The sequence below is a fragment of the Polyangium sorediatum genome (assembly GCF_029946465.1).
Taxonomy (GTDB): Bacteria; Myxococcota_A; Polyangia; order Polyangiales; family Polyangiaceae; genus Polyangium; species Polyangium fumosum.
Genome location: NZ_JARZHI010000080.1, coordinates 23,802 through 45,746, shown reverse-complemented (window position 1 = coordinate 45,746; position 21,945 = coordinate 23,802). Strand labels below are relative to the sequence as shown.

Below are 21,945 nucleotides of genomic sequence, written 5' to 3'. Positions count from 1 at the left end.
CGCCGCTCGCCTTCGAGCCGCCGCCCGCGTCACGCCCCGCGCCGCCCGACCGGGTCGCGCCGGGCCTGCCCCAGGCGCCGCCGATGATCGGCCCCCTCGCGACGCTCCGCGACCCCGGGCCGCCCGAGATCGTCCCGCCGCCTGCGCCCGCGCCTGCGCCCGCGCCCCCTGCGCCCATCGAGGTCACGCCTGCACCTGCGCCCGCGCCGGAGATCGATCCGGCGACCGTCTCGATCGAGCAGTTCGCGGCGATCTCAGCCGAAATCGCGGAGGAACGCGAGGCCCGCGCCGACGTCCTCCGGCGGCACGAGCTGACAGCACGGACCTTCGCCGAGGTCGAGCGCCGGTGTTCACGTGTGCTCGCCGAGGAGGCGTCCCGCGGGGAGCATGACGAACGAACCAAGTACGACCGCTCGTACGTCGCCGTGGTGGAGGGGTTTCGGGGGCCGATCAAGCCCGACGAACATGCGCGGATCCTGGCGTCCCTCGTGCGGGGACAAGCCCATGCCGTGCTCGACGAGCTCGAGATTCAGCGGCCGGCGCTGATGCCCATCCTGCGCGCATGGGCGAAGAGCGCAGCCGGTGCCACGGGCGCCGGTGCAGGCGCGCTCGACGCGCTGAACGCCTTCCGCGGAACGAAGCGCACCTGAGCACGAACGTCCGTGGCCACGCGTCTCCCGCGGGTGCAGCGACGCAAAACGAACCCGAGCACCTGCGCAGTCGTCCTTGCATCGACGCGAAGGCGCCCGGGACACGTGCACGGCGTGGGATGGACGGACGCAAAGGGGGCCGTGACGCCGTGATCCGCGTGCTTGCGTCGACGCAAGAGGCGCCAGGACCCCGTCACGACGATGCTTGCGTCGACGCAAGGGCGCCCGCGCCGCGGGCACGTCGTCCCTCGCGCGCGTGCAAGGCACGCTGTGCAGGTTGTTTGGAGCGCCTTGCGCGCACGCACCCCCCACCGAGCGACCGCCCTCGGGCTTGTTGCGCGCGTGCAAGGCGCGTCGCGCACGCGCGCTGGAGGCTGCTGCGTCCGCGCACGCGTCCGCGCCCGAACCCGTTACGGGTTCCTGCGCCGCCGCTCCGGCGGGGAGCGCGGGGGCGCAGGCGCCGTCAGAGCACCCAGCCGCAGGCCTTCAACGCGTCACAGTCGCCGGCGCACACCGCGTCGACGAGGCATTTCACGTCGGCTTCCTTGTAACACTTGATGGTGGTGCCCATCACGCAGTTGATGTTGCACTGCCCGACATCGGTCGAGGCCATGCAGCTCACGGAGAGCTCGCAGGTGTCCCCATCGGACGCGCTCCCGCAGACCGCGCCCGCGCCCTGGTACGTGAGGCACCCCTCGGCGTTGTATTCGATGCCGGCCGGCAGGGCGCAGCCGCCGCCGCTGCCCCCGGCGGCCGACCCGCCGCCCGTCGACGCCCCGCCGCCCTGGCCCCCTGCGCCGCCGCCACCGTCACTGCCGCCCCCCGAGCCGCCGCCCCCCGGCCCCGACGCACCCGGGCCCGCACCACCGTCGCCACCCGTCCCCTCGCTGCTGCAAGCAACCAACGAGACGACCGACACCATGAAGATCAAGAGGAATGTACGCATTCCGCCCCCATCGCATGAAGGGCGGACACGTCCAAGTTCCTCGCAGCGTGCAAGCGCTCGTGTCGTCAGGGCGCGCACGGCGAGCGCCTTCGGCCGGGGACGCGGGACGCGGCGAGGCCGCTCCTGGAACCGAGTACGCCGGGTCCTTCCGTCGCCGTGACGTTCATGGTGGACCTTTCCACCCTCACGCGCGACAGTCGTGCCATCGCGTGTTCGCTACGATCGAATGGCGCCAAACGCTTGACGTGCACTTCCGTCTCGGGCGACATTTCCTCCTGGCATCAAGCTCCGCGCTCCATCCTCCTGGTCGTCGCGAGAAGGAAGGCAGAGTCGTAAGCATGGACAGGCCCTTCACTCACCAACCGGTTTCCGTCGAAACGAACGTCGATTCGCTCCGCCAACGCCTTGCCGATCTGAAGAAACAAGTCGACGTGCAAGCCGAGGAGATCACACGGGTCCGCGCGGACGCCCTGCGATATCGTCGGTATTTCAACCTCGCGCAGGTAGGGATGGCCATCACGTCCCCCGACACCGGTTGGATCGAGTTCAATGGCCGGCTCTGCGAGCAGCTCGGCTATGCACCGGAGGAGCTGAGGACGACGACGTGGGTCTCCCTCACGCATCCCGAAGACGTCTCGCTCGACATGGACCTGTTCGCCAGCCTCGTCAAAGGCGAGATTCAGCGATACAGCCTCGACAAACGTTTCGTGCGCAAAAACGGGAGCATCATGTATGGGAACATTCTCCTGCAAGGTGTCTACCGCGACGACGGGTCCTTCGACCACCTCTTTGGCTTTCTGCACGACATCACCGAACGCTGGGAGGGCGAACGGGAGAGGTTGGCGCTCAAGCAGGAGATCATCGACGCACAAAAGAGGGCGCTGCGCGAGCTGTCGACCCCATTGATCCCCGTCGCAGAGCACGTCCTCGTGATGCCGCTCGTGGGCACGATCGACAACGTCCGCGCCCAGGCGGTGCTCGAGGTGCTGCTCGACGGCGTCATGCGGCACAATGCAAGAATGACCATCCTCGACGTCACCGGCGTGGAGGTCGTGGACATGGAGGTCATGAACGCGCTCGTTCAAGCCGCCCGCGCCGTCAATCTGCTGGGCGCGCAAGCCATCCTGACGGGGATCCAGCCGCGCATCGCCAAGACGCTCGTGGACCTTCAAGCCGATCTGAGCACCATCATGACCCTCAGCACCGTCCGAGAGGGCATTTCCTACGCCCTGGGGAGGCAAAAAACATGACGCACCTCTTCCATGGACTCGAGGAATGGTTCGACTACTCCACCACGAGCTTCCAAGCCGCCGGCGCGAACGCCGAGCTCGACCCGCGCCACATCCCCACGACCCCGACCGCATACAACAGCGAGACCTATCGATGGCTCGCGACGCGGTACCGTGACATCTACCTCGATCTCTATCAGGCCATCCAGGCCGACGGGACGCTGATCCGAAAGCAGCCCCCTCACTTCACGCAGGAGTGGGCCAAGCACTTCGAACCCATCACGATCTGGAAGCAGGTCTGCCCGCTCTTCGTGTTCGGTCAAGCGCTCGGCGGTCTCGACACACGTCATCGAGACCTCGCCCGTGCCTACGCACTCGGATACGGCGTCCCGGTGATGGCCATCGATCGAATGATGGACGCGCTGCCAGGAGCACAAGCCACGAAGCACACCTGGCTCTTCGTGCTGGCCTCCTACGCGCTCGGGCTCGAGCAGCTCCAGAAGGTCGACGCGCCGCCCGCCGCCGAGCGCTGCTTCCTGCGCCACACCCAGGAAATGTATCACTTCTTCTGGGGCGAAGAGCGAGCGCGGTATCAACTGCCGGAGGTCGTCTCGGAGGCCACGCTCACGAAGTACCTGGAGGGCGACAGCCGTCTCCTGTCGTCCATCTTCTTCCCCGTGACAATCGAGTGGGCCTTCCTGCTCGCCCAAGGGTCCTTGCCGCCCGCCTTCGCGCCGGCCCTCGTAGCCTTGCGAAGAATGCGCCAGCTCAACGACGAGGTGGTGGACGCCGACGAGGACATTCGTTTCGGAATCGTGACGTTCCCCTATCTGCACGGCCTGGCGTCCCCTCAGGGCGCAGCGCTCGCCGAGAATGTCCACGCAACCTGGAAGCTCGATCGCGAGGAGCCCGGCTCGCCAAAGATGGCCGAGCTGACCGCGCAGCGTCGTCTCCTCTTGCAAAAAGCTGGGAGCTTCGAAGCCGCCGCGCATTTCTCGATGGGCTGCCTACGCACGGTCATGCAAGCCGTGATGGGTCACCTCCCCGCGAAGAACGCATTCGACGTGACCCTGCTGGTCAACCAGCGGGTGTCGCACCTGTACCGGCTGGCCCAGCACGATTGGAACGAAATCCCCGGCGTCTACCAGCCGGAGCCCTTCGCGCCGTCGAGCCACGCGGCCCTTCCCTTGTCCATTCCCTGGACGTGAACGGGCTGCCCGCCCTCCGCGGGTCGTCCGTGCTCCCCCCTCGGCATGACGCCGCCCGACGATGGGCGTTCACTCGGACGGCTGCATGGACGGCGCGGCCTCCGCGTGGTCCGCGCGGCCAGCGGGCGCGGGCGAGAGCCGCTTCACGACGCTCCGCACGACCACGTAAAACCCGGGGACGAGCAGGAGCGCGAGTACGGTCGCGCTGATCATCCCGCCGAGGACGCCGGTGCCGATCGCGCGCTGGGTTTCTGCGCTCGCGCCGCTCGCGATGGCGAGGGGGACGACGCCGAGGGTGAATGCGAGGGACGTCATCAGGATGGGACGTAGGCGCAATCGTGCGGCCTCGATGGCTGCGCTTGCCGTCGAGCGCCCTTCGTCTTCGAGCTGCTTGGCGAACTCCACGATGAGAATGGCGTTCTTCGCGGACAGACCGATCAGCGTGATCAGACCGACCTTGAAGAAAACATCGTTTGGCATCCCGCGCAGCTTCACGGCCAAGAGCGCACCGAGCAGACCGAGGGGAACCACGAGCAGGACGGACACGGGGATCGACCAGCTCTCGTAGAGCGCGGCGAGCACGAGGAACACGACGAGCAGGGAGAGCGCCAGGAGCGCGGGGGCTTCGTTGCCCGAGAGACGCTCTTGGTATGAGAGCCCCGTCCATTCGACGCCGTAGCCTGGGGGGAGTTGCGCGACGAGACGCTCCATCTCGGCCATCGCTTCTCCGCTGCTGAAGCCGCTCGCGGCCGTGCCGGAGAGACGCACGGCGGGATATCCATTGTAACGAACGAGCTGGAGCGGGCTCCGCTCCCACCGCGGCGTGGCCACGGCCGAGAGCGGCACCATGCGACCTTCTTGGTTGCGCACCGGCAACGCGAACACGTCGTCGAGCTGCATGCGCACGTCCGGCTCTGCTTGCAGGATCACCTGCTGCAGACGCCCCGCGTTGGGAAAGTCGTTGACGTACATCGAGCCGAGCGCCGCCGAGAGCGTCGCGTTGATCGACGCGAACGACACGCCGAAGGCCTCTGCGCTCTGCCGATCGATCTCCACGCGCACCGACGCACCGTCGGGCAAGCCCTCCGGATACACCCCCTGCACCACGTGGCTTTTGGCCGCGGCGGCGAGGAGCTGGTTCTGGGCGGCGAGCAGACGCGTTTGCCCCTGGTTGCGTCGATCGACGAGGCGCATCGCGAACCCCGAGCTCGTGCCGAGCGAATCGATCGAAGGCGGCAGGACGTGGAACATCCTTCCGTCGCGAATGCTCGCAAAACGCTCGTTCGCGGCTTGCACCTCTCCCTGGGCCGTCGCGCCTTTGCGCGCGTCCCAGTCTTTCAGCGTCGTGAACATCAGCGCTGCGTTCGGGCCCGAGCCCGAGAAGCCGAAGCCTTGAATCGCCACCACCGCCTGCACGCCCGGCCGCTCGCGGGCGTAGGCCTCGTACGAGCGGATCACCTGATCGGTACGCTCCGCCGTCGCATCCGAAGGCAACGCCACGCTCGAGATCCAGTAGCCCTGATCCTCTTGCGGCAGGAACGAGCCTGGCAATGCGCGGAACAGCCATGCCGCTCCGACGCCGATGGCGGCGAGCGAGACGAGCGCGGTCCAGCTCCGCTTCACCACGCGCCCGACGCCGTTGCCATACCGATCGGTGAGCCACGCGAAGCCACGATTGAAGGGCCCGAACACGCCGCGGTTCGCGTCGTGGTGCGCGGGCACCGGCTTCAACAGAGTCGCGCAAAGCGCGGGCGTCAGCGAGAGCGCGAGGAACGCCGAGAGCAGGATCGACACCGCCATCGACAGGCTGAATTGCCGGTAGATCGTCCCGACCGAGCCCGACGCGAACGCCATGGGAATGAACACGGCCGAGAGCACCAGCGTGATTCCGACGACCGCGCCGGTGATCTCCTTCATCGCCTTCTTCGTCGCTTCTTTCGGCGACAGGCGCTCGGTCGCCATGATGCGCTCGACGTTCTCGACCACGACGATCGCGTCGTCGACGATGATGCCGATCGCGAGCACCATCCCGAACATCGTCAGGACGTTGATCGAATACCCCGTCGCATACATCACGGCGAACGTGCCGAGCAGCGCGATCGGCGCGACGATCGCGGGCACAAGCGTGTAACGCAGGTTCTGCAGGAACACGAACATCACCACGAACACGAGCGCCATCGCCTCGAAGAACGTCTTGAAGACCTTCTCGATCGAAATGCGAACGAAGGGCGCCGTGTCGTAAGGAACGCCGACCTCGATTCCCTCCGGGAACCCCTCGGCGAGCTCGGCCACGCGCGCGCGGACGAGCGCGGCCGTCTCCACCGCGTTTGCCCCGGGCGAGAGCATCACGCCCGCGCCGGCCGAGGGGGAGCCGTCCGTTCGTGTCGAGGTGCGGTAGCTCTGCGCGCCGAGCTCGATGCGGGCCACGTCCGAGAGCAGGACACGCGAGCCGTCTGCGCGTGCGCGCAGCACGATCGCGCCGAACGCCTCGGGCGTCTCCAGCTCGCCTTGCACCACGAGGGGGATCGTCACGCGTTGCCCCGGCACCGTCGGCGCGTCGCCCACCCGGCCCGGCGAGACCTGCGCGTTCTGCGCGCGGATGGCGTTCGCCACCTCCTCGACCGACACTTCGAGCGCCGTGAGCTGCGCGGGGTCGAGCCACACGCGCAAGGCGCGCGGGGCGGCGAAGACCTGCACGCTGCCCACGCCGCGGATGCGCTTCAGCTCTTCGACGAGGCCCCGCGAGAGGAAGTCGCCGAGCGTCTGTTCGTCGTAGCGCCCGCTCGGCGAGCGTAGATCGACGATGCAGAGGAAGTTCGAGGTCGAGGACTCGACGGCGAGGCCGATCTGCCGGACCATCTGCGGCAGCCGCGGCTCCACCGTGCGCAGGCGGTTCTGGACCGCGACCTGGGCCAGCTCGGGATCGGTCCCCGGCTCGAACGTGACGGAAATCTGCGCGACGCCTGACGTGTCCGAGGACGACTCGAAGTAGAGCAGGTGCGGCACGCCCGAGATTTCACGCTCGATGGGCGCGAGCACGCTCTCGCTCATCGTGGAGGGCGTCGCGCCGGGGTACACGGCCGTCACGTTCACGCTCGGGGGCGCGACGGTTGGGTAACGCTCGACGGGCAGGCGCTGGAGCGCGAGCGCGCCGAACAGGACGATGAAGAGGGAGACGACCCACGCGAAGACCGGGCGCTCGATGAAGAAACGCGGCATGATCTCGTTATTCGCTCAGGGGTTGGGGGCCGATGCGCTTGGCGCGGCCGTCGCCGCCGGCGCTGCGGAGGGCGCGCTCGACGGGGTCGGCGGCGGTTTCCAGGGGGAGGGACGCACCGCCATCGCGGGCTGGAGCTGATCCTGCCCTTCGACGACGACGCGGTCGCCTGCTGCGAGCCCGGTGCGCACGATCTGCTGCCCCTCGACGATGCGACCCGTCGTGACGGAGCGCACCACGACGCGGTCGCCGGGGTCGACCACGAGCACGCTCTCGCCGAGGGCGGGGTCGTGGAGCACCGCCTGCTGCGGCACCGTGATCGCTTGGGGCTCGCGGCCGACGGGGATCCGCGCGCGGACGAACATCCCCGGCAGGAGGTGGAGATCCTTGTTCTCGACGAGCACGCGGAGCGTCAGCTCGCTCGTCGACGGGTCGACGTTCACGTCGGTCGAGAGCAGCCGACCTTGCTCGGCGTAGGGCTCGCCGCGCATCGAGAGCAGCGTGACCGGCAGGCCCTGGCTCGTCTCGAGCTCTCCCCGCGCGAGGCGCTTGCGTAGCTCCTCGTAGCGCATCACTGGCTGCCGGATGTCCACGTACACGGCGTCGAGCTGCTGGATCGTGACCATCGGCGTCGGATCGGCGGTCCCCACGAGCGCGCCTTCGGTGACGCGGGACAGGCCGATCCGCCCGCTGATGGGGGCCGTCACGGTGGCGTAACGCAGGCTGACCCGGCTCCGCGCGAGCGAGGCTTCGGCGATGGCGAGGTCGGCCCGCGCGATGTCCATCGTGCTGCGCGCGTTGTCGGCGGCCTGGCCCGCGATGGCGCCGCCCGATTCGAGGCGCTCGGCGCGCTCGGCTTCCCGTGTCGCGACCGCGAGGGCCGCGCGTTGCCGCGCTGTCGTCGCGGAGGCGCTCGCGACCTCGGCCCGGAAGATCGTGGGGTCGATACGATAGAGGGCCTGCCCTGCCTTCACGGTGTCGCCCTCGTTGAAGAGCCGCTCGAGCACGATGCCGGACACGAGCGGCCGGACGTCGGCGACCCGCACCGGCGCGACGCGCCCAGGGAGCACGTCCTCGATCACCAGGGCGTGTGGCGCCACGGACACGACCGAGACCTCGGGGGGCGGCGGCGGGGCTGGCGGCGCGCTCGTCTCGGCGGACGCGCAGGCCGGGAGGAGCGTCGCGCAGACGAGGAGGAGGCGAAGGTGTCGCATGTCGTTTTCTATCGATCTTTCGCGGAGTTTGTCCGAAATGGCCCGCTCGACGGACGCCCTGGACGCGCCGTGGTGGCTCCTCGACCGATCGCGGAGCCTCTCTTTGGTGTTCGCGCGTGGAGGAGGCAATGGCGAAATGCCCGTGAGCGCCCCGACGCCTCTCGCCTACGTCGGTCGCGTCAGGAGGGGGATTCGCCCATCTGCACGTCAAAGCGCAACGGTGGCGCAGCGATGTCGTTCCCTGGTTTGCCGCCGTGGTGAAGGGAGGGGAGCCTCACGCCAGAACGAAAGACATGCACGGCTCTGCCATCGTGGCGCCCTGCACGCGCCTTCCTTGGGTTACGGATCCATCTCGTTCAAAACGGAACGTGTTTACCACGGAGCAATGGAGGTGCAAGGGTTCCGGGCGAAGATGGATCCGACCAAGTTATGGGGTCGATCTCCGCAAGCTCGGATTCGAATCCAAAGAGCAGGTTTCGAACATCCTTGACATACACCATGGCATGTGGACCGCGCCGGTCAGGACGAAAGCGGTCCCGATGCTGCCCCTGTTGTACACGCGTATAGGCCGAGCGGAGGCATCAGGTAGGCGAAACCCACCGAGGAAGCACGTTTCCCACGGCAACGGACGCGCGCAGCGACGAGAAGGGTATTGGAGAAACGAGCGAGCGCGACGCCGCTATGCTCCAAGAGGCCTCCTCGCTTCCGGAGTTTGGCCACGTCGACACGGCCCCTCCCCCTGGCAACGTTGTCCCAGGTCTTGCCACCGGCCCGTGGGAAGAACTGCGCAATGCGCAGTTCTTCCCCCTTCGGTCCAGGCCGTGCCTGGTCCGGGGTGAAGGGGGCGGACAGCCCCCTTCCGGGGTGCGGGGCAGAGCCCCGGCGCGGCGCCCCGACCCTCCTCGGCTGCGCGTCAGACGACTGGCATCGGGGCGGCTGTCATCCGTTGCCGACCGTGTCGCCTTCGTTCGTGTCTGCGGTCGCGAGGGTGGACCGTGTGCGGACCTCGTCGAAAAAGAGCGCTTGGGAGACTCTGTCGCGCGGGAGTTCGGCTTCGACGCGGGCCATCACCTCGACGTACGTCGTGAGGAACTTGTCCTTCACTGCGTTCCGAGCCACGCGGAGATCCCGCGCATCTTGGGCGGCGATCTGACGGTTCAAGAGGGCGGCTTGGTACCGCTGCCGGAGCACGCTGAGCTCGATCTTCTCGGCTTCGGCCTCTGGCCATGACGCCTGGGCGGCGGCGAGACGCCCTTCGAGATCGATCATGGCTTCGACCTGTGAGGCGCCGAAGAGCCGGAGGATCGGGGCGGATCCTGCGGGAAAAACCAGGCTTGCGATTCGCCCTTTTCGTTTGCCGTCGGCGATCTCGGCCTTCTGCTGCGAGAGCCGGATGCGCCGATCGGAGACGTACTTCTCGTACTTGATGTCGACGCGGGCGGGGAGAATGGCCTTGACGGCCTTCTCGTACTCCGCCTGCGCCGCGGCGAGCTCGTCGGCGCCTGCGCGCATCTTCTCTTCGAGCGCGACGAATGCGGCCTGGCAAGAGAACTTGCTGAGCATACATGTGGAGTGGGCGGCGAGATCGAGGCACTTCGAGACGGGGGTGCTCCGCGTGGGCGATTGCATCGAGGCATCCTCCTTGGAAGGGGATACGCGCCGGGGAGCGCGAGGGCGCTCGGGGCGCGTGGGTTTCGTGCGTGCGCGTGGTCATCACCGCGCGGGCCGTTCGACGTTGTGGCCGAACGATTCTTGGGCGACTGATGTTTGCTCTTGCAACGTGGGCTGGAGCGGGCGAAGGCCGCCTGCGGCGCGCGCGCGAGGGCGTCGCACCACGTGCCTCGCCCGCGCTTGTGCGGACGCAAATCGAGCGCGAGCGCCTGCACGGTCGTCCTTGCATCGGCGCGAAGGCGGCCGGGACATGGGCTCGGCGTGGAATGCACCGGCGCAACGGTGGCTGGGACGCCGTGATCCGCGTGCTTGCGTCGACGCAAACGGGGGCGGGACCACGTCACGGCGACGCTTGCACGCGCGCGAGCACGCCTGCGCCGCGGGCGCGACGCCTCTCGCGCGCGTGCAAGGCACGCCGCGCAGATCACTCGGGGTGCCTTGCACGCATGCAACACCTACCGAGCGATCGGCATCGGACCCTTTGCGCGCGTGCATGGCGCGTCGCGCTCCTGCCGGACGGGCTGTCGCGCCGGCACAGGCTTCCTCGTGACCCCGTGCGCGGGCGCGTGGCGCGCGCGCAGCACCGCTCGCCGCCTCAGCGCGGAGCGCGCAGCGAAAGGTCACGCGCGAGCTTGTCGACGAGCGCCGCCGCCATCGCCGGCACGTGCGTCTCCGCCCACCGCTCCAGCAGCGCCGCGAACCCTGCGACCTCCGCCTCGACCTCCGCGAGTGCCGCGCGCAGGACCGCCGGTGCGACCTCGATCGCCGCTTCTTTTTTCTCGTGGTAGCCGAGCGCCAGCGACCCCCCGTCGAGACGCGTGATGTAGGGCGTCGGATCGTGCCCGCCCCAGGGCGGCGGCCCGCCTTCGGCGAACGTGATCCACTCGCGCCAGTTTTCGAGCCCCGTGCAGCACTCCGGCGCCAGCACCAGCGCGCCGCCGCACGTGATCTCGAGCCCGCCGGCCACCACCACCTTCTCCTCCGAAAGCAGCCGCTGCGCCACCACCTCCGCCGTGTCTCCGCGCTCGTCGTCGCTCCCGAGCCCGTACAACGCGATCGCCGCCATCACCGTCCCGACCTCGAGGGGATCCATCGCCCCGGTCAGCGTGATCGTACGAAGCCCTTCTTCGCGGCGGTACGGGTGTGTCGGGGACGACGGCGGCACGAAGTCGGCCCGCGCCTCCTCGCTGAACAGCGCTCCGCGCCAATGCGGCCACGGCAGCACCTCCCCTACCCCGTGCGACCGCACGACGACGGCATGGCAACACAATACGCTCGCCATCCCTGGGAGAATAGGCCTGGGGTCGACGCGCCGTAAAGCCCCCTCCGGCGGGCATTGCAATGACGTCCGGTCCCACCGGTCCCGGCGCGCCCCTGCCCCGGCGTGGTCGTCCACCGGCCCATTCCAGATCCTCTTGCCCTTCCGTCTGGAACGTGGACCTGGAAAAACCAGGGGCCATAGGACTCGAATTTTTTGACGGAGGTGCCGCGCCGCCGTCAGCGAGGCGACGTACGGCCACCTTTTCGCCGTCCGGAGCATGCTGGAGGGCGTCAAGGCTCTGGATTCCGTCGCCGACCTGAGGGAGTCTGTCTTCCAGACACACCTACGGCCGGCCTTTTGGCGCCGGCCCTTCCGCCTCCTCACGAGGCATGGAGACCGTGCTCATGAACCGATGCCTTCTGGCTGTCCCCGTCCTTCTGGCCTCGCTCGTGGGTGGCTGTGGTCACTCCGAAGACGAGTGGAGAGCGCAGCTCGCCAAGTACAACGAGCTCCAGGACTCCAGCGAAGCAAAAAAGGCCGAGCTGGAGAAGCAGCTCGCCGAAGCCAAGCAGCACGTCGCCGACCTCGAGAAGCAGCTTCAGGACGCCGGCGCGGACGTGAAGAAGATGAGCTCGACGCTCGAGGACCAGGAGAAGGCCCTCGCCGAGTACAAGGCCCGCGCCAAGCAGCTCGAGGCCATCAAGGCGCGCTTCGACCTCCTGCGCAAGAAGCTCGACGAGCTGACCAAGCTCGGCCTCGCCGTCAGCATCCGCCGAAACCGCATGGTCATCTCGCTCCCGGGCGACGTGCTCTTCGATACGGGCAAGGTCGAGCTGAAGAAGGAAGGCGAGGACATCCTCAAAAAGGTCGCCCAGGTCATCAAGGCCGACAAATCCCTGGCCGATCGTGATTATCAGGTCGCGGGTCACACCGACAACCAGCCCCTCAACGGCGGCACGTACCAGGACAACTGGGGCCTCTCGCTGATGCGCGCCCGCTCGGTGTTGATCTTCCTCGTGGGCAAGGGCGGGGCGCTGCCGCGCGCGCACTGGAGCGCCGCAGGCTTCGCGGACACCGACCCGGTGGCGAACAACGGCAACAAGGACGGGCAGCAGAAGAATCGGCGCTGCGATCTCATCGTCGTGCCCGACGTCGACGAGATGATCGATTTGACGAAGCTCACCAAGGAGTGAGAGCGCCCGGAGCCGCGCCGCGGCTCCCTTGGCTCGGCCCTTCGGATGGGGGGCGCCCGCAATACGAGGCGCCCCGGGCCGATTGCAGATGCAGCTCCCGTGCGTGGGCGCGCTGGCCGGAGGGCCGCGCGCCCGACGTTTTTCAGGAGCCGGACAAGGGAATCAGGCCGTTGTACGCGCGGAACTTGTACAACGAGAGCGTGGCGCCGTTCGTCCCGAGGCCGAGCGCCGTGTTGACGGCGGCGGAGAGGCCATTGCACGCCCCGCTGCCCGAGCCGCTCATCGCGGGGATGGTGAAGGTGCTCGACGTCGTGTTTCCCCAGTCGCCGGAGACATAGATGGTGAACATGCCTGTCTGGCAGTTGAGCGTCGTGATGCCCTGCCCGGCTTCCGAGACCTGCACCCTCGCGGTCATTTCCCAATTGATGTCGGGGGCGGCACCCGAAAGATCCGTGGTACCTGCGACACCGGTAAGAAGGAGCCGCACGTAGACGGGAACGCCATTGACGGTCGCGTCCGTGAGCTCGAGCTGCATCGTCGACCCGGCGAAGCCCATGTTGCCCGCGTTGTCGGTGTCCGCCGTGAAGGAGTTGTTCCCGGCGAGGCCGGTCGTGGACTTGCCGTTCGAGAAGTCCAGGAACGGCGTGCCGCCATTTTTGTAAAACTCGAACTTGCAGCCGGAGCCAGCGTTGTCGATGGGGAGGGCGTGGGCGCTTCCGCTGAGCGTGACACACGCAATCGTCGCCATGCTGGCCATCCACCACGATGCACTTCGGTTCATGCAACCTTCCTTTGTCCCCCTCCGCACGGCTACACCGCCCTGTCCGTCTGAGTCAACGTGGAAAAAGTATTGCGCACGAGTACGACGCCTCTCTACCTGTGCCGGTGGAAAGACGCATCAACAACGTAAAATCAACCACTTGCACGCGTGGTGGGTACCGTGTACGCGTGCTGGTTCCGCAATGACGCCTCCCACCGCTGCGATGTCGCATTCCCGCCGAATCCTCTCGGGGCCTCTCTCGGCCCTCGCCGTGGTCGTGCTCGTCGCGTGCGGCGGAAGCGCGCCTCCGGGAGGAGCCTCGACGCCCGCCGAGGCGAGCGTCGCCTCGCCGTTTGGCCTTCATTCGATGGCGCGTTTCCACCTCAGCGGCGCGTCGTCCGGACCGCTCGACGGGCTTTCGCTCGGCATGAGGCTCGAAGACGCCTGGGCGCGCGCGCCGGCATTACGCAGTGCATTCCGCGTCGAGATGGAGGCGAGCGCCTACGAGGCCTTGCGGCGTCGTGTGCCCGAGCTCGGCGAGGGAAGTGGAGGTGGCAATCGCTTCTGGACGACGCGCGGTCGGTCCGCGACGCGGACGATCGTGGACGGCGTCGGCTACGAGCTCCGCTTCGATCACACGGCTCGTCTGTGGGCCGTCCATCTTCGTCTGCTCAATGAGAGCGCGCGGGACGCGGCGGTCGCGGGCTGGGGACCGCCCGCCATCGACGAGCGTTATCGCGTGTGGCTCGACGAAGCGACGGGGACCCAAGCCGCCGCCGTCGATTGCTACAAGGACGACGTGCCTGCGGGCTGCGTGATCGAACTCTCGCCGTTCCAGTCCGTCGAGAAGACCCTCGCGGAGATCTTCCCCGACGAGGCAACCCTCGTCGGGCGGACCGAGGAGAGCTTGCCGTTCGGCGAAGGGATCCACTGGGATTTCGTTCGTTATTACCTCGTGCCGAACCCCGCTGAATTGTGGCGGCCTCTCGAGGTGCAGTTCGACAAGGCGGCACCACGACGCGTCGTCGCGTACCGAACGATCTTCTCCTACGTCTACGCGGTGTCCAGACGCGACGCGATCCTGGCCTCGATCCAGGCCGCAGTGCCCGACCTCGCCCGGATCGAGGCGCCCACGATGGCTGGCACTTGCTGGGCCGGGAGCCGCAAGGGAACACGCGTCGAGGTCTGCGAGAACCACACGAATTTCCTCGTGACGGTGGGCGCCTGGACGTTGTGATGGGGCCGGCTCGCCCGCGCCGTGGCAGGGGGGCGAGCCGGTCAAAACGAACGGACTCCGTGGGGGGAGCGGAGGCTCAGGGAGGCGGGAGGCAGAAGAGCGTCGAGAGGTCTTTGCCGTCCTTGTAGGCGATGTATCCCGCCGTCTTCGGCGCGACGCATTGCGACGGCGCGGAGGCGAACGGGATGCACTTCGCCTCCAGCGGGCCGTCGGCATCGTCGTCCCAGCACGTCCCCGGCTGCCCGGACCCGCCGCAATAGAGCGCGCTGATGGTGCAGGTCTCTCCGAGCTTCGCGTCATCGATGCCGCTGTTCTGCAGGATCGCCTCGTCCAGGCACAGGTTGTAGCCGCCGCCGCAATGCGTGCCCATCGGGCACTCCGGCGCCGCCGAATGGATGTCGCACACCTTCATGCAGATGGGGTCCGCGCCGTCGGCCACACACCGCAGCCCGAGCGCGCAGTCCGAGTCCCACTGCGTGGCGCTCACCTTCGTGCATGCCTCGCCGGGCCCCTTGGCACCCCCGGTGACGCACTCTCCGTCGGTCCCGATCGCATTGGTCGGCATGCAGAACTGGTCGGCGGGGCAAGCGCCGCTCACGTAGGGCTTGCACCCGTTCGGCCGGCGGACGTCATAGGCGGCCTCCTGGATCCAATAACATTTGCCTCCCTCGACCCAGTCATAGGCCTTGGTCTCTGCGTTCTTTACGATCTCGCGCAGCTCGAGGTAGCGGGCATTTCCCACGGTCTGGTGCGGCGTGAGGATCTCGCTGATTTCGAGCTCGCCCGCCTTGGCCGCGTAGGTCTTGAGGTACACGCCGTCCTGGAGATCCTCCTGGAACACGGCGCAGGCCGCGCAGGTGGTGACGAACGTGGTGGTGTAGTCCGGCAGCGCGTGGTTCGGATCGCCGTCGATCGCATGGGTGCCGACGCCGAGGTCGCCATCGAAAAAGAGCCGGAGCCTGTCGAAGAGCGTGGCGTCGCCCGAGATGTTCGGCAGCGAGCCCGCCGTCCGGATCACGGGCCCGGTGTCCGCCGCGTCGAAGGAGTTTTCTTGCAGGCTGAGGAGCTCGATATCCGCAAAGGAGATCTCCTCGCAATCGGCAGGCTTCACGGGGGACTGGCCGCCCATCCCCCCGGCGCCGCCCATTCCGCCGTCGCCGCCCATTCCGCCGTCGCCGCCCATCCCCCCGGCGCCGCCCATGCCGCCGGTCCCCGTGGTGCTGCTCGATGTCGTGGAGGAGCTCGACGAGGACCCGCTGGTCGGGTTTCCGGGGTCTCCATCCGAGCAACTGGCCGCCAGCGCCGTCACAACGAGCGTGAGACCCACGAGCGTGGTGAAGCGAAGGCGTGCCTGAATCGTTCGTATTTTCATGGCCTTGCGCCTACCAGCCAGAACGCGCATCGTAAAGGGCTCTCCCGCGACGGAACCGTGCAGCAGGCGCAGCCAGGGGCGCGTAGCTTCATGGTTGATGTATTTGTTCAAGATGGGTGGCCGCAGGCGAGGCGGGCGCGGCGAGACGCGGAGTGACCTGTCGATATTTCGACGCGGCGCTCCAAGCGAACCGGACGCCTCGCGCCTCCTCTGTTCAGGCGACGATCGGCCCGTCCCGCGCGCGAGGGCGCGTTTGTCGTCGGAGAGGCCCGCAGCGGCGTCGCGAAGGCTCCTGCGCGCGTCTGGAAGCGCCTTTCGCGCGACCACCGCGTAAATCGTCTCCCCCTCGAACCGGATCGTTCGGCCTGCCGCCACGTTCCTCCCGGGCGCCTCGCGCGCCCTCCCGTCAAAGCCGCGGTTTCCCGAGGATCGAGCGCTGTGGACCGGTCCTTGCAATCGCACCTCGCTCCTTGCCACTGGACCCCCACTTCAGGATGACATTCATGCGGGAACCCCCCTCTACCGTTTGGCTCGGCTTGGCTTCGCTCGTATTCGCGGCGAGCACCGTTGCCTGTACCTCCACCGATGGTTCCTCCGCCCCGACGCGCATCGACGTGGCCCCGGCGGCGCAGCTCAGCGCGGGACTTTCGCATACCTGCGCGACCCTCCGAAATGGCAACTTGGCGTGTTGGGGCAAGGGCGACCGGGGTGAACTCGGCAAAGCCCTGGCGGACGGCGCCGCATTTTCCGCGGCGCCCCAACCGGTGCCCATCCTCGCCAAGGTGATCCACGTCGGGGCCGGGGCCTCGGGTTCGTGTGCGGTGCTCGAAGACCACACGGTCCGCTGCTGGGGCAACAACGGCGACGGTCAGCTCGGCGTGACGGCGGCCTGTAGCTCAGGCGACTCGTTCTGCGTGACGGAGCCAGCGAGCGTCAAAGGGCTCGAACCCACCACGACCGTCGTCGCGGGGAGATCCGTCGACGACAGTGAGTTCCCCGCCAAACGCAGCCATGTCGCCTGCGCGCTGGACGAGGGCGGCCTGGTGCGCTGCTGGGGAGGCGTCGACCAGCAAATGCTCGGGCGCGGGAGCAATGTAGCGTTGAGCAAGACCCCCGTGGTGGTGGTGGACGCCCAGAGCTTTCCTTTGCGGGACATCACGCAAATGGCGGCGGGCGCGAACCGGGTCTGCGCGCTCGACGTCGAGGGCGCCGTCTGGTGCTGGGGCGCCGATGCCACGTATGATCAGCCCGGGGGTCTGTCCGCCGAGCGGGTCGAGCTGCCCATGCCCGCGAAGGCCATCGCGGTGGGCGAGGCGCATGCCTGCGCGGTCCTCGACGACAGGAGCGTCTGGTGCTGGGGCCGCAATCAAAACGGCGAGTGTGGTGTCTCTGCAGGCAGCAACGAATGCTGTAACGGAGAGGATCTATCGTGCCCGCGCGATTGTCGTCGCAAGCCGGTGACGGTCCCGGGCGTGATCGGCGCCGTGGGTGTCGCCGCAGGCGGCTATCACACCTGCGCGTGGCAGGCCAACGGGAGCGCCATCTGCTGGGGCAGCAACCAATCTCTCCAGCTCGGGAGCGACGTCCGGTCCCTGGAGAGGCCACCGAGCGCCGTCACGCAGGTCCCCGGGCGTATCGTCGAAATGGTCTGCGGCAGCGCGCACACCTGCGCGCGGAACCAGGACGACGAGATTTATTGCTGGGGAACCAACAACCACGGGGCATCGGGGGGGCTCGAGCCATGAGCAGACCCATGGGCCTCGCGCTCGCGCTCTTGCTGCTCTCCGCGCCGGCCGCGGCGCAAACCGCGCAGGAGCTCCCTCCGCCCGAAGCGCCGACCAAGCTGGGCTTCCGCTATTGGCACGGCGACGTCGCCTTTGGCGTGCGGAAAGGCGGCGGGACGTTCACGTTGGATGGGCAGCTTTATGCGGGTGTCTTTCTCGCGCGCACCATCAAGGTCCCGGGCTGGTCGCCCTTCCTGGGCACCGGCATGCACCTGAGCGGCGGAAAGGTGACCGTCGACGATCCTCGCGGCGTTTTTGGGGAGGTCGAGGTCCCACGTTTCGCCGTCGGCCCCGAGCTTCGCCTGGGCGTCGCGCGAGGCGAAAAGGTCGAGCTCTTCTCGCGCGCCTGGCCCCACGTTCAGTTTTACGTGAGCTCGGCCTTGACGATGGTCTTCGCAGATGGATTGAGCGATCGGTTGCCGGAGGCAGGACACGGCTGGGACTATAAGTTCGGTCTTGGAGTGTCCCTCCCCGCGGTCTGGTCGATCTTCGAAAGAGATCCGGTCTCGTGGCTCATGATCATGTTTCCCAACACGATCGCGTTCGATATGGAGGTACCGCTGGACGAACCGTCCAGGCGCCGGTACGGGGTACGTATGGGCTACGGTTTCTAGCGCCGACGAGTCTAGCGCCGACGAGGAAGGTGCTCAGCCCCGGCCCTCGCCGAAGTCCTCGGTCGTCCATTCCAGCGCGCCGCGCTCGTTTCGCGCGCGGCGCGCGGCTTCGAGCTTGCGCAGCTCGACGCGGCGGATCTTGCCCGAGATGGTCTTGGGCAGCTCGGTGAACTCGATCCGCCGCACGCGCTTGTACGGGGCGAGCCGCTCGCGCGCGAACTGCAAGATGGCCTGCGCGGTGCCCTGCGTGGGCGCAATGCCGGGCGCGAGCACCACGAAGGCCTTGGGCACGCTCGTGCGCACGGGGTCGGGGCTCGGCACCACCGCGGCTTCCGCCACGGCCGGGTGCTCGAGGAGCGCGCTCTCCAGCTCGAACGGGCTGATGCGGTAGTCGGAGCTCTTGAACACGTCGTCGCCGCGGCCGACGAAGGTGTAGAGCCCCGCCGCGTCACGCACGGCTTCGTCACCCGTGCGGTAGTATCCGCCTGCGGTGACGTCTGCGGTGCGCGCCTCGTCGTCGAGGTAACCCGCCATGAGCCCCATCGGCCGCGGATCGAGCGCGAGCGCGATCTCGCCCTCGGCGCCGGCGCGGCCCTCGGCGTCGAGCAAGGCGACGGTATAACCTGGCAGCGGCCGGCCCATCGTTCCGGGCACGACGGTCATTCCGGGCGTATTGCCGATCTGCGCCGTCGTCTCCGTCTGCCCGTAGCCGTCGCGCACCGTGAGGTTCCACGCGCGCCGTACGGCGTCGATGATCTCGGGGTTGAGCGGCTCGCCGGCGCTCACGGCCTCGCGCAGCACCACGGAGTGCGCCGCGAGGTTTTCGAGGATGAGCATCCGCCACACGGTCGGCGGCGCGCATAACGTGTCCACCTTGCACCGCGCGAGCAGGTCGAGCGTGGCGGTGGGCACGAAGCGCTTGTACGCGTGGACGAGCACCGTGGCACCGGCGTTCCACGGCGCGAACACGCTCGACCATGCGTGCTTGGCCCAGCCGGGCGAGCTGATGTTGAGGTGCGTGTCCCCTTCGCGCAGCCCCACCCAGTACATCGTGGACAGGTGCCCGACGGGATAACTCTGGTGGGTGTGCAGCACGAGCTTGGGTTTCGCCGTGGTGCCCGAGGTGAAATAGAGCAGCAGCGGGTCGGTCGCGCCCGTGGGCGTGGCGCTCGTGGGCAAGGTGGCGGGCGCGGCGTAGGCGTCGTCGTAACGCGTCCAGCCCTCGACGGGCTCGCCCACGGCGATGCGCACCACGCGCGGGTCGACGGCGCCGAAGCGGTCGGCGACGGCCGACTCGGCGACCACGCAGCGCACGTCACCACGCGTGAGCCGGTCGGCCACGTCCTCCGCGGTGAGCTGCGTCGTGGCCGGGATGATCACCGCGCCGATCTTCGCGGCGCCGAGCAGCACCTCCCACAGCGGCAGCACGTTGGGGAGCATGACCAGGACACGCGCGCCGCGTTCGACGCCGAGCCCGTGGAGGAAATGCGCCACGCGCGTGGAGCGCTCGGACAGCTCGGCAAACGTGGCGGTCGTCTCGGCGCCCGACGCGTCGACGATCCAGAGCGCGCGGCGGGTGTTGCCGCGGGCGTACACGTCGAACCAGTCGATGGCCCAGTTGAAGTGCTCGAGCGCGGGCCAGGAGAAGCCCGCGCATGCGCGGTCGTGGTCGTCGCGTGTGGCGAGCAGGTGGTCGCGGGCGCGGAGGAAGAGGTCCGTGGCGGTCATGGGGGCGGCTGTGGAGTATACGACCCACATAACGCGCGCCCAAGGAGGAAGGGATGCCCCTGCGGCCTGCGCGCGCGGGGGTCGGACCACGCGGCTCGCCCGTGGCCATTGCGTGACGACCGGGGCATCCAGCGGACCCGCGCTAGCGAGTACAATCAACAGGGTCGCTCACGCCATACTTGGCGTAGTTTTTCCTAGCTTCCTCCAAACTCACGACGTTGGCACCACCTCCGCGGTCTGGCGATGACTCTTGACTTGGGTCGTCTTCCCAGTCGCAGTTGTCACAGATGTCGTAATGGCCTCGCTCCGGCAGCGTGCGCTTACCGCAACACGGACAGGCATGGAGAGAAGCGTCAACAGCCATCTTGTTTCACCTGTTTCAGAGATCAGCCCCATCGAAGTGCCTCAGATGCGCGGTAAGACTCCTCAGCGCGGAAGCGAAACAAACGGCAGGTGGCTCCCCATCGTGTCCGAAGACCTGCCATACGATCGATTCTTCTCCCCGCTCCCGAGTTCACCGAAGATCCCCGCTCCCCAGCATTTCACCCGCCCTGCATCGGCTCCGCCGAAGAGGGCGCACGTATGCGAGGCTCCCACGGCGATCTCCTCGACGGGGCTGTTCGTCCCGAGATCGACGAACGGGAGCGCATCGCCGAGGGATTCGCTCTTGCAACGATCGAGGTCGTCCCCCACGCCGAGCGCCCCCAGTTGATTGATCCCCCAGCACTTCACCCGCGGCGCGGCGCTCTCCCCCTCGACGATCGCGCAGAACCTGCTCCCGGAGGTCGCCATCGAGACGGCGCGGAGTCCTTTCCCCAGCGAGATCGGCGCGGATAAGACGGGGCAATGGCGGTGGCCGATCGCGCCTCCGTCGAGGAAGTCCCAGCAGCGCAGAGAGCCGTCCTCACCCCGCGCGCACGAGCCGCCGGCGCCGCCGACGAGGGCCAGGGTGCGGCCGGGGAGCGGCACGAGGAGCTCCGTGCCGACGTGGGTGTTCGGTGCATCCAACACGTCCTTTCCCACGACGCCGAGGGAACGGACGTGCCCGTCCTCGAATGCGACGCTGAGCGAGAGGTTCCCCGCCGCCATCGCGAAGGGCCTCGCCTTCGTGCCGAAATCGACAGCTTGCACCGGGACGAAGTGCTCCTTGCCGCCCGGGATCTCCCCGAAACAACGCACCTCCCGCGCGGCCCCGTCCTCGACGAGCGCGCAGGTGTACTTGATCCCCGCCGCGAGGGAGAGGATGGTCCCTTCGCCCATATCGATTTTGGGCCAGGCATCCCCGAGCTCCCCCGGAGAATCGCCGCGGTTGTCGGCGAGCCCGAGGGCGTGCGCATACCCCCAGCAGGCGAGCCGCGCGTTTCGTTCGCCGGGAAGAGGGGCCAGCGCCGCGCAGGCGTGCCGCGCTCCCACGCCGAGGACCGTTGCCGTTTCACGTGCGCCCTTGCGACGACCGAAATCGATGGGCGCCGCGCGGGAGAGAGCCCCGGGCACGTCCCCCAGATCGAGCTTGTTGCCTTGTCCTGGAACGCCATCCTCTCCGCGCCCCCAGCAGAACACCTCGCCCTCGCGGAGCAAGCAGGTGATGTGATCCCCGGCGACGAGGCGGGATCGGGCGACGACGAACCCAGGCCGCGGGGGGCTCGGTGTCGCAGAAGGCAGAGCGCTCGGCGACGAAAGGGCTGCGGTTGGTTGGGTGTTCGCGGGCGGAGCGGCCGGAGCGGTCGTGCCACAAGACGAGGCCGCGAAAGACAGAAACAAGAAGACGACATCCCGGCGGCATGCCTGGCGTCCGGCGGAGGGAACGTTCTGGCGCACGCCCGTTGCTACCTCAGCGCCAAACCGCTCGTCAACCGGACAC

16 protein-coding genes and 1 pseudogene are annotated in these 21,945 nt (G+C 68.1%); 7 read left to right on the top strand and 10 right to left on the bottom strand.

Annotation, left to right across the window (positions count from 1 at the left end; genetic code table 11):
* A pseudogene (locus QHF89_RS43275) lies at window positions 1–650 on the top strand (hypothetical protein); the annotation flags it as partial.
* A gap of 463 nt (window positions 651–1,113) precedes the next feature.
* On the opposite strand, the gene QHF89_RS43270 reads toward QHF89_RS43275, so the two are convergent.
* Complete coding sequence (locus QHF89_RS43270; RefSeq protein WP_284721697.1) at window positions 1,114–1,596, bottom strand: hypothetical protein; 483 nt, start codon at window positions 1,594–1,596, stop codon at window positions 1,114–1,116.
* A gap of 47 nt (window positions 1,597–1,643) precedes the next feature.
* On the opposite strand from QHF89_RS43270, the gene QHF89_RS43265 reads away from it, so the two are divergent.
* Window positions 1,644–2,846: a PAS domain S-box protein gene (locus QHF89_RS43265; protein ID WP_284721696.1), complete on the top strand. Its 1,203-nt coding sequence runs from the start codon at window positions 1,644–1,646 to the stop codon at window positions 2,844–2,846.
* Window positions 2,843–4,033 carry a hypothetical protein gene (locus QHF89_RS43260; protein ID WP_136967943.1) on the top strand — a complete coding sequence of 397 codons (1,191 nt, stop codon included), beginning with the start codon at window positions 2,843–2,845 and terminating at the stop codon, window positions 4,031–4,033. Before QHF89_RS43265 ends, QHF89_RS43260 begins: the two co-directional genes overlap by 4 nt.
* Window positions 4,034–4,102: 69 nt before the next feature.
* On the opposite strand, the gene QHF89_RS43255 is transcribed toward QHF89_RS43260, so the two are convergent.
* The 4 genes from QHF89_RS43255 to QHF89_RS43240 all read right to left on the bottom strand — a co-directional run bounded on the left by QHF89_RS43255 (window position 4,103) and on the right by QHF89_RS43240 (window position 11,417).
* On the bottom strand, window positions 4,103–7,252 hold the full coding sequence (locus QHF89_RS43255; RefSeq protein WP_136967942.1) for a multidrug efflux RND transporter permease subunit: 3,150 nt from the start codon (window positions 7,250–7,252) through the stop codon (window positions 4,103–4,105).
* Between the two features lie 15 nt (window positions 7,253–7,267).
* Complete coding sequence (locus tag QHF89_RS43250) at window positions 7,268–8,464, bottom strand: efflux RND transporter periplasmic adaptor subunit (RefSeq protein WP_136967941.1); 1,197 nt, start codon at window positions 8,462–8,464, stop codon at window positions 7,268–7,270.
* Between the two features lie 939 nt (window positions 8,465–9,403).
* Window positions 9,404–10,093, bottom strand: coding sequence for a hypothetical protein (locus QHF89_RS43245; RefSeq protein WP_136967940.1), 690 nt, complete (start codon window positions 10,091–10,093; stop codon window positions 9,404–9,406).
* A 637-nt stretch (window positions 10,094–10,730) separates the two neighbouring features.
* Window positions 10,731–11,417: a hypothetical protein gene (locus QHF89_RS43240; protein ID WP_136967939.1), complete on the bottom strand. Its 687-nt coding sequence runs from the start codon at window positions 11,415–11,417 to the stop codon at window positions 10,731–10,733.
* A gap of 383 nt (window positions 11,418–11,800) precedes the next feature.
* Between QHF89_RS43240 and QHF89_RS43235 the strand changes: the two genes are divergently transcribed.
* Window positions 11,801–12,589 carry an OmpA/MotB family protein gene (locus QHF89_RS43235; RefSeq protein WP_136967938.1) on the top strand — a complete coding sequence of 263 codons (789 nt, stop codon included), beginning with the start codon at window positions 11,801–11,803 and terminating at the stop codon, window positions 12,587–12,589.
* Between the two features lie 142 nt (window positions 12,590–12,731).
* Here the strand turns inward: QHF89_RS43235 and QHF89_RS43230 are convergent, their stop codons facing one another.
* Window positions 12,732–13,370, bottom strand: coding sequence for a hypothetical protein (locus QHF89_RS43230; RefSeq protein WP_136967937.1), 639 nt, complete (start codon window positions 13,368–13,370; stop codon window positions 12,732–12,734).
* A 202-nt stretch (window positions 13,371–13,572) separates the two neighbouring features.
* Here QHF89_RS43230 and QHF89_RS43225 point away from each other — a divergent pair, with 202 nt between their 5' ends.
* Complete coding sequence (locus QHF89_RS43225; protein WP_136967936.1) at window positions 13,573–14,586, top strand: hypothetical protein; 1,014 nt, start codon at window positions 13,573–13,575, stop codon at window positions 14,584–14,586.
* Between the two features lie 76 nt (window positions 14,587–14,662).
* Here QHF89_RS43225 and QHF89_RS43220 read toward each other — a convergent pair whose 3' ends face one another.
* Window positions 14,663–15,958: a hypothetical protein gene (locus QHF89_RS43220; protein ID WP_136967935.1), complete on the bottom strand. Its 1,296-nt coding sequence runs from the start codon at window positions 15,956–15,958 to the stop codon at window positions 14,663–14,665.
* Between the two features lie 503 nt (window positions 15,959–16,461).
* On the opposite strand from QHF89_RS43220, the gene QHF89_RS43215 reads away from it, so the two are divergent.
* Window positions 16,462–17,703, top strand: a complete 1,242-nt coding sequence (locus QHF89_RS43215) for an RCC1 domain-containing protein (RefSeq protein WP_284721695.1) — start codon at window positions 16,462–16,464, stop codon at window positions 17,701–17,703.
* Window positions 17,700–18,356 carry a hypothetical protein gene (locus QHF89_RS43210; RefSeq protein ID WP_136967933.1) on the top strand — a complete coding sequence of 219 codons (657 nt, stop codon included), beginning with the start codon at window positions 17,700–17,702 and terminating at the stop codon, window positions 18,354–18,356. The genes QHF89_RS43215 and QHF89_RS43210 overlap by 4 nt, the downstream gene beginning before the upstream one ends.
* A gap of 33 nt (window positions 18,357–18,389) precedes the next feature.
* Here the strand turns inward: QHF89_RS43210 and QHF89_RS43205 are convergent, their stop codons facing one another.
* The 3 genes from QHF89_RS43205 to QHF89_RS43200 form a co-directional block, all read right to left on the bottom strand.
* The gene (locus QHF89_RS43205; protein ID WP_136967932.1) at window positions 18,390–20,084 is read right to left on the bottom strand and encodes an AMP-binding protein; all 1,695 of its coding nucleotides are present in this window, start codon (window positions 20,082–20,084) and stop codon (window positions 18,390–18,392) included.
* A gap of 142 nt (window positions 20,085–20,226) precedes the next feature.
* A complete protein-coding gene (locus QHF89_RS50075; RefSeq protein ID WP_136934718.1) occupies window positions 20,227–20,448 on the bottom strand; it encodes a CPCC family cysteine-rich protein in 222 nt (73 codons plus the stop codon).
* A gap of 62 nt (window positions 20,449–20,510) precedes the next feature.
* On the bottom strand, window positions 20,511–21,497 hold the full coding sequence (locus tag QHF89_RS43200) for an RCC1 domain-containing protein (protein ID WP_284721694.1): 987 nt from the start codon (window positions 21,495–21,497) through the stop codon (window positions 20,511–20,513).
* Window positions 21,498–21,945 lie beyond the last annotated feature (448 nt).

Coding starts and splice junctions, on each gene's coding strand:
- QHF89_RS43270 (WP_284721697.1), bottom strand. CDS start 1,596: ATGCGTACATTCCTCTTGATCTTCATGGTGTCGGTCGTCTCGTTGGTT.
- QHF89_RS43260 (WP_136967943.1), top strand. CDS start 2,843: ATGACGCACCTCTTCCATGGACTCGAGGAATGGTTCGACTACTCCACC.
- QHF89_RS43255 (WP_136967942.1), bottom strand. CDS start 7,252: ATGCCGCGTTTCTTCATCGAGCGCCCGGTCTTCGCGTGGGTCGTCTCC.
- QHF89_RS43250 (WP_136967941.1), bottom strand. CDS start 8,464: ATGCGACACCTTCGCCTCCTCCTCGTCTGCGCGACGCTCCTCCCGGCC.
- QHF89_RS43245 (WP_136967940.1), bottom strand. CDS start 10,093: ATGCAATCGCCCACGCGGAGCACCCCCGTCTCGAAGTGCCTCGATCTC.
- QHF89_RS43240 (WP_136967939.1), bottom strand. CDS start 11,417: ATGGCGAGCGTATTGTGTTGCCATGCCGTCGTCGTGCGGTCGCACGGG.
- QHF89_RS43235 (WP_136967938.1), top strand. CDS start 11,801: ATGAACCGATGCCTTCTGGCTGTCCCCGTCCTTCTGGCCTCGCTCGTG.
- QHF89_RS43230 (WP_136967937.1), bottom strand. CDS start 13,370: ATGAACCGAAGTGCATCGTGGTGGATGGCCAGCATGGCGACGATTGCG.
- QHF89_RS43225 (WP_136967936.1), top strand. CDS start 13,573: ATGTCGCATTCCCGCCGAATCCTCTCGGGGCCTCTCTCGGCCCTCGCC.
- QHF89_RS43220 (WP_136967935.1), bottom strand. CDS start 15,958: ATGAAAATACGAACGATTCAGGCACGCCTTCGCTTCACCACGCTCGTG.
- QHF89_RS43215 (WP_284721695.1), top strand. CDS start 16,462: ATGCGGGAACCCCCCTCTACCGTTTGGCTCGGCTTGGCTTCGCTCGTA.
- QHF89_RS43210 (WP_136967933.1), top strand. CDS start 17,700: ATGAGCAGACCCATGGGCCTCGCGCTCGCGCTCTTGCTGCTCTCCGCG.
- QHF89_RS43205 (WP_136967932.1), bottom strand. CDS start 20,084: ATGACCGCCACGGACCTCTTCCTCCGCGCCCGCGACCACCTGCTCGCC.
- QHF89_RS50075 (WP_136934718.1), bottom strand. CDS start 20,448: ATGGCTGTTGACGCTTCTCTCCATGCCTGTCCGTGTTGCGGTAAGCGC.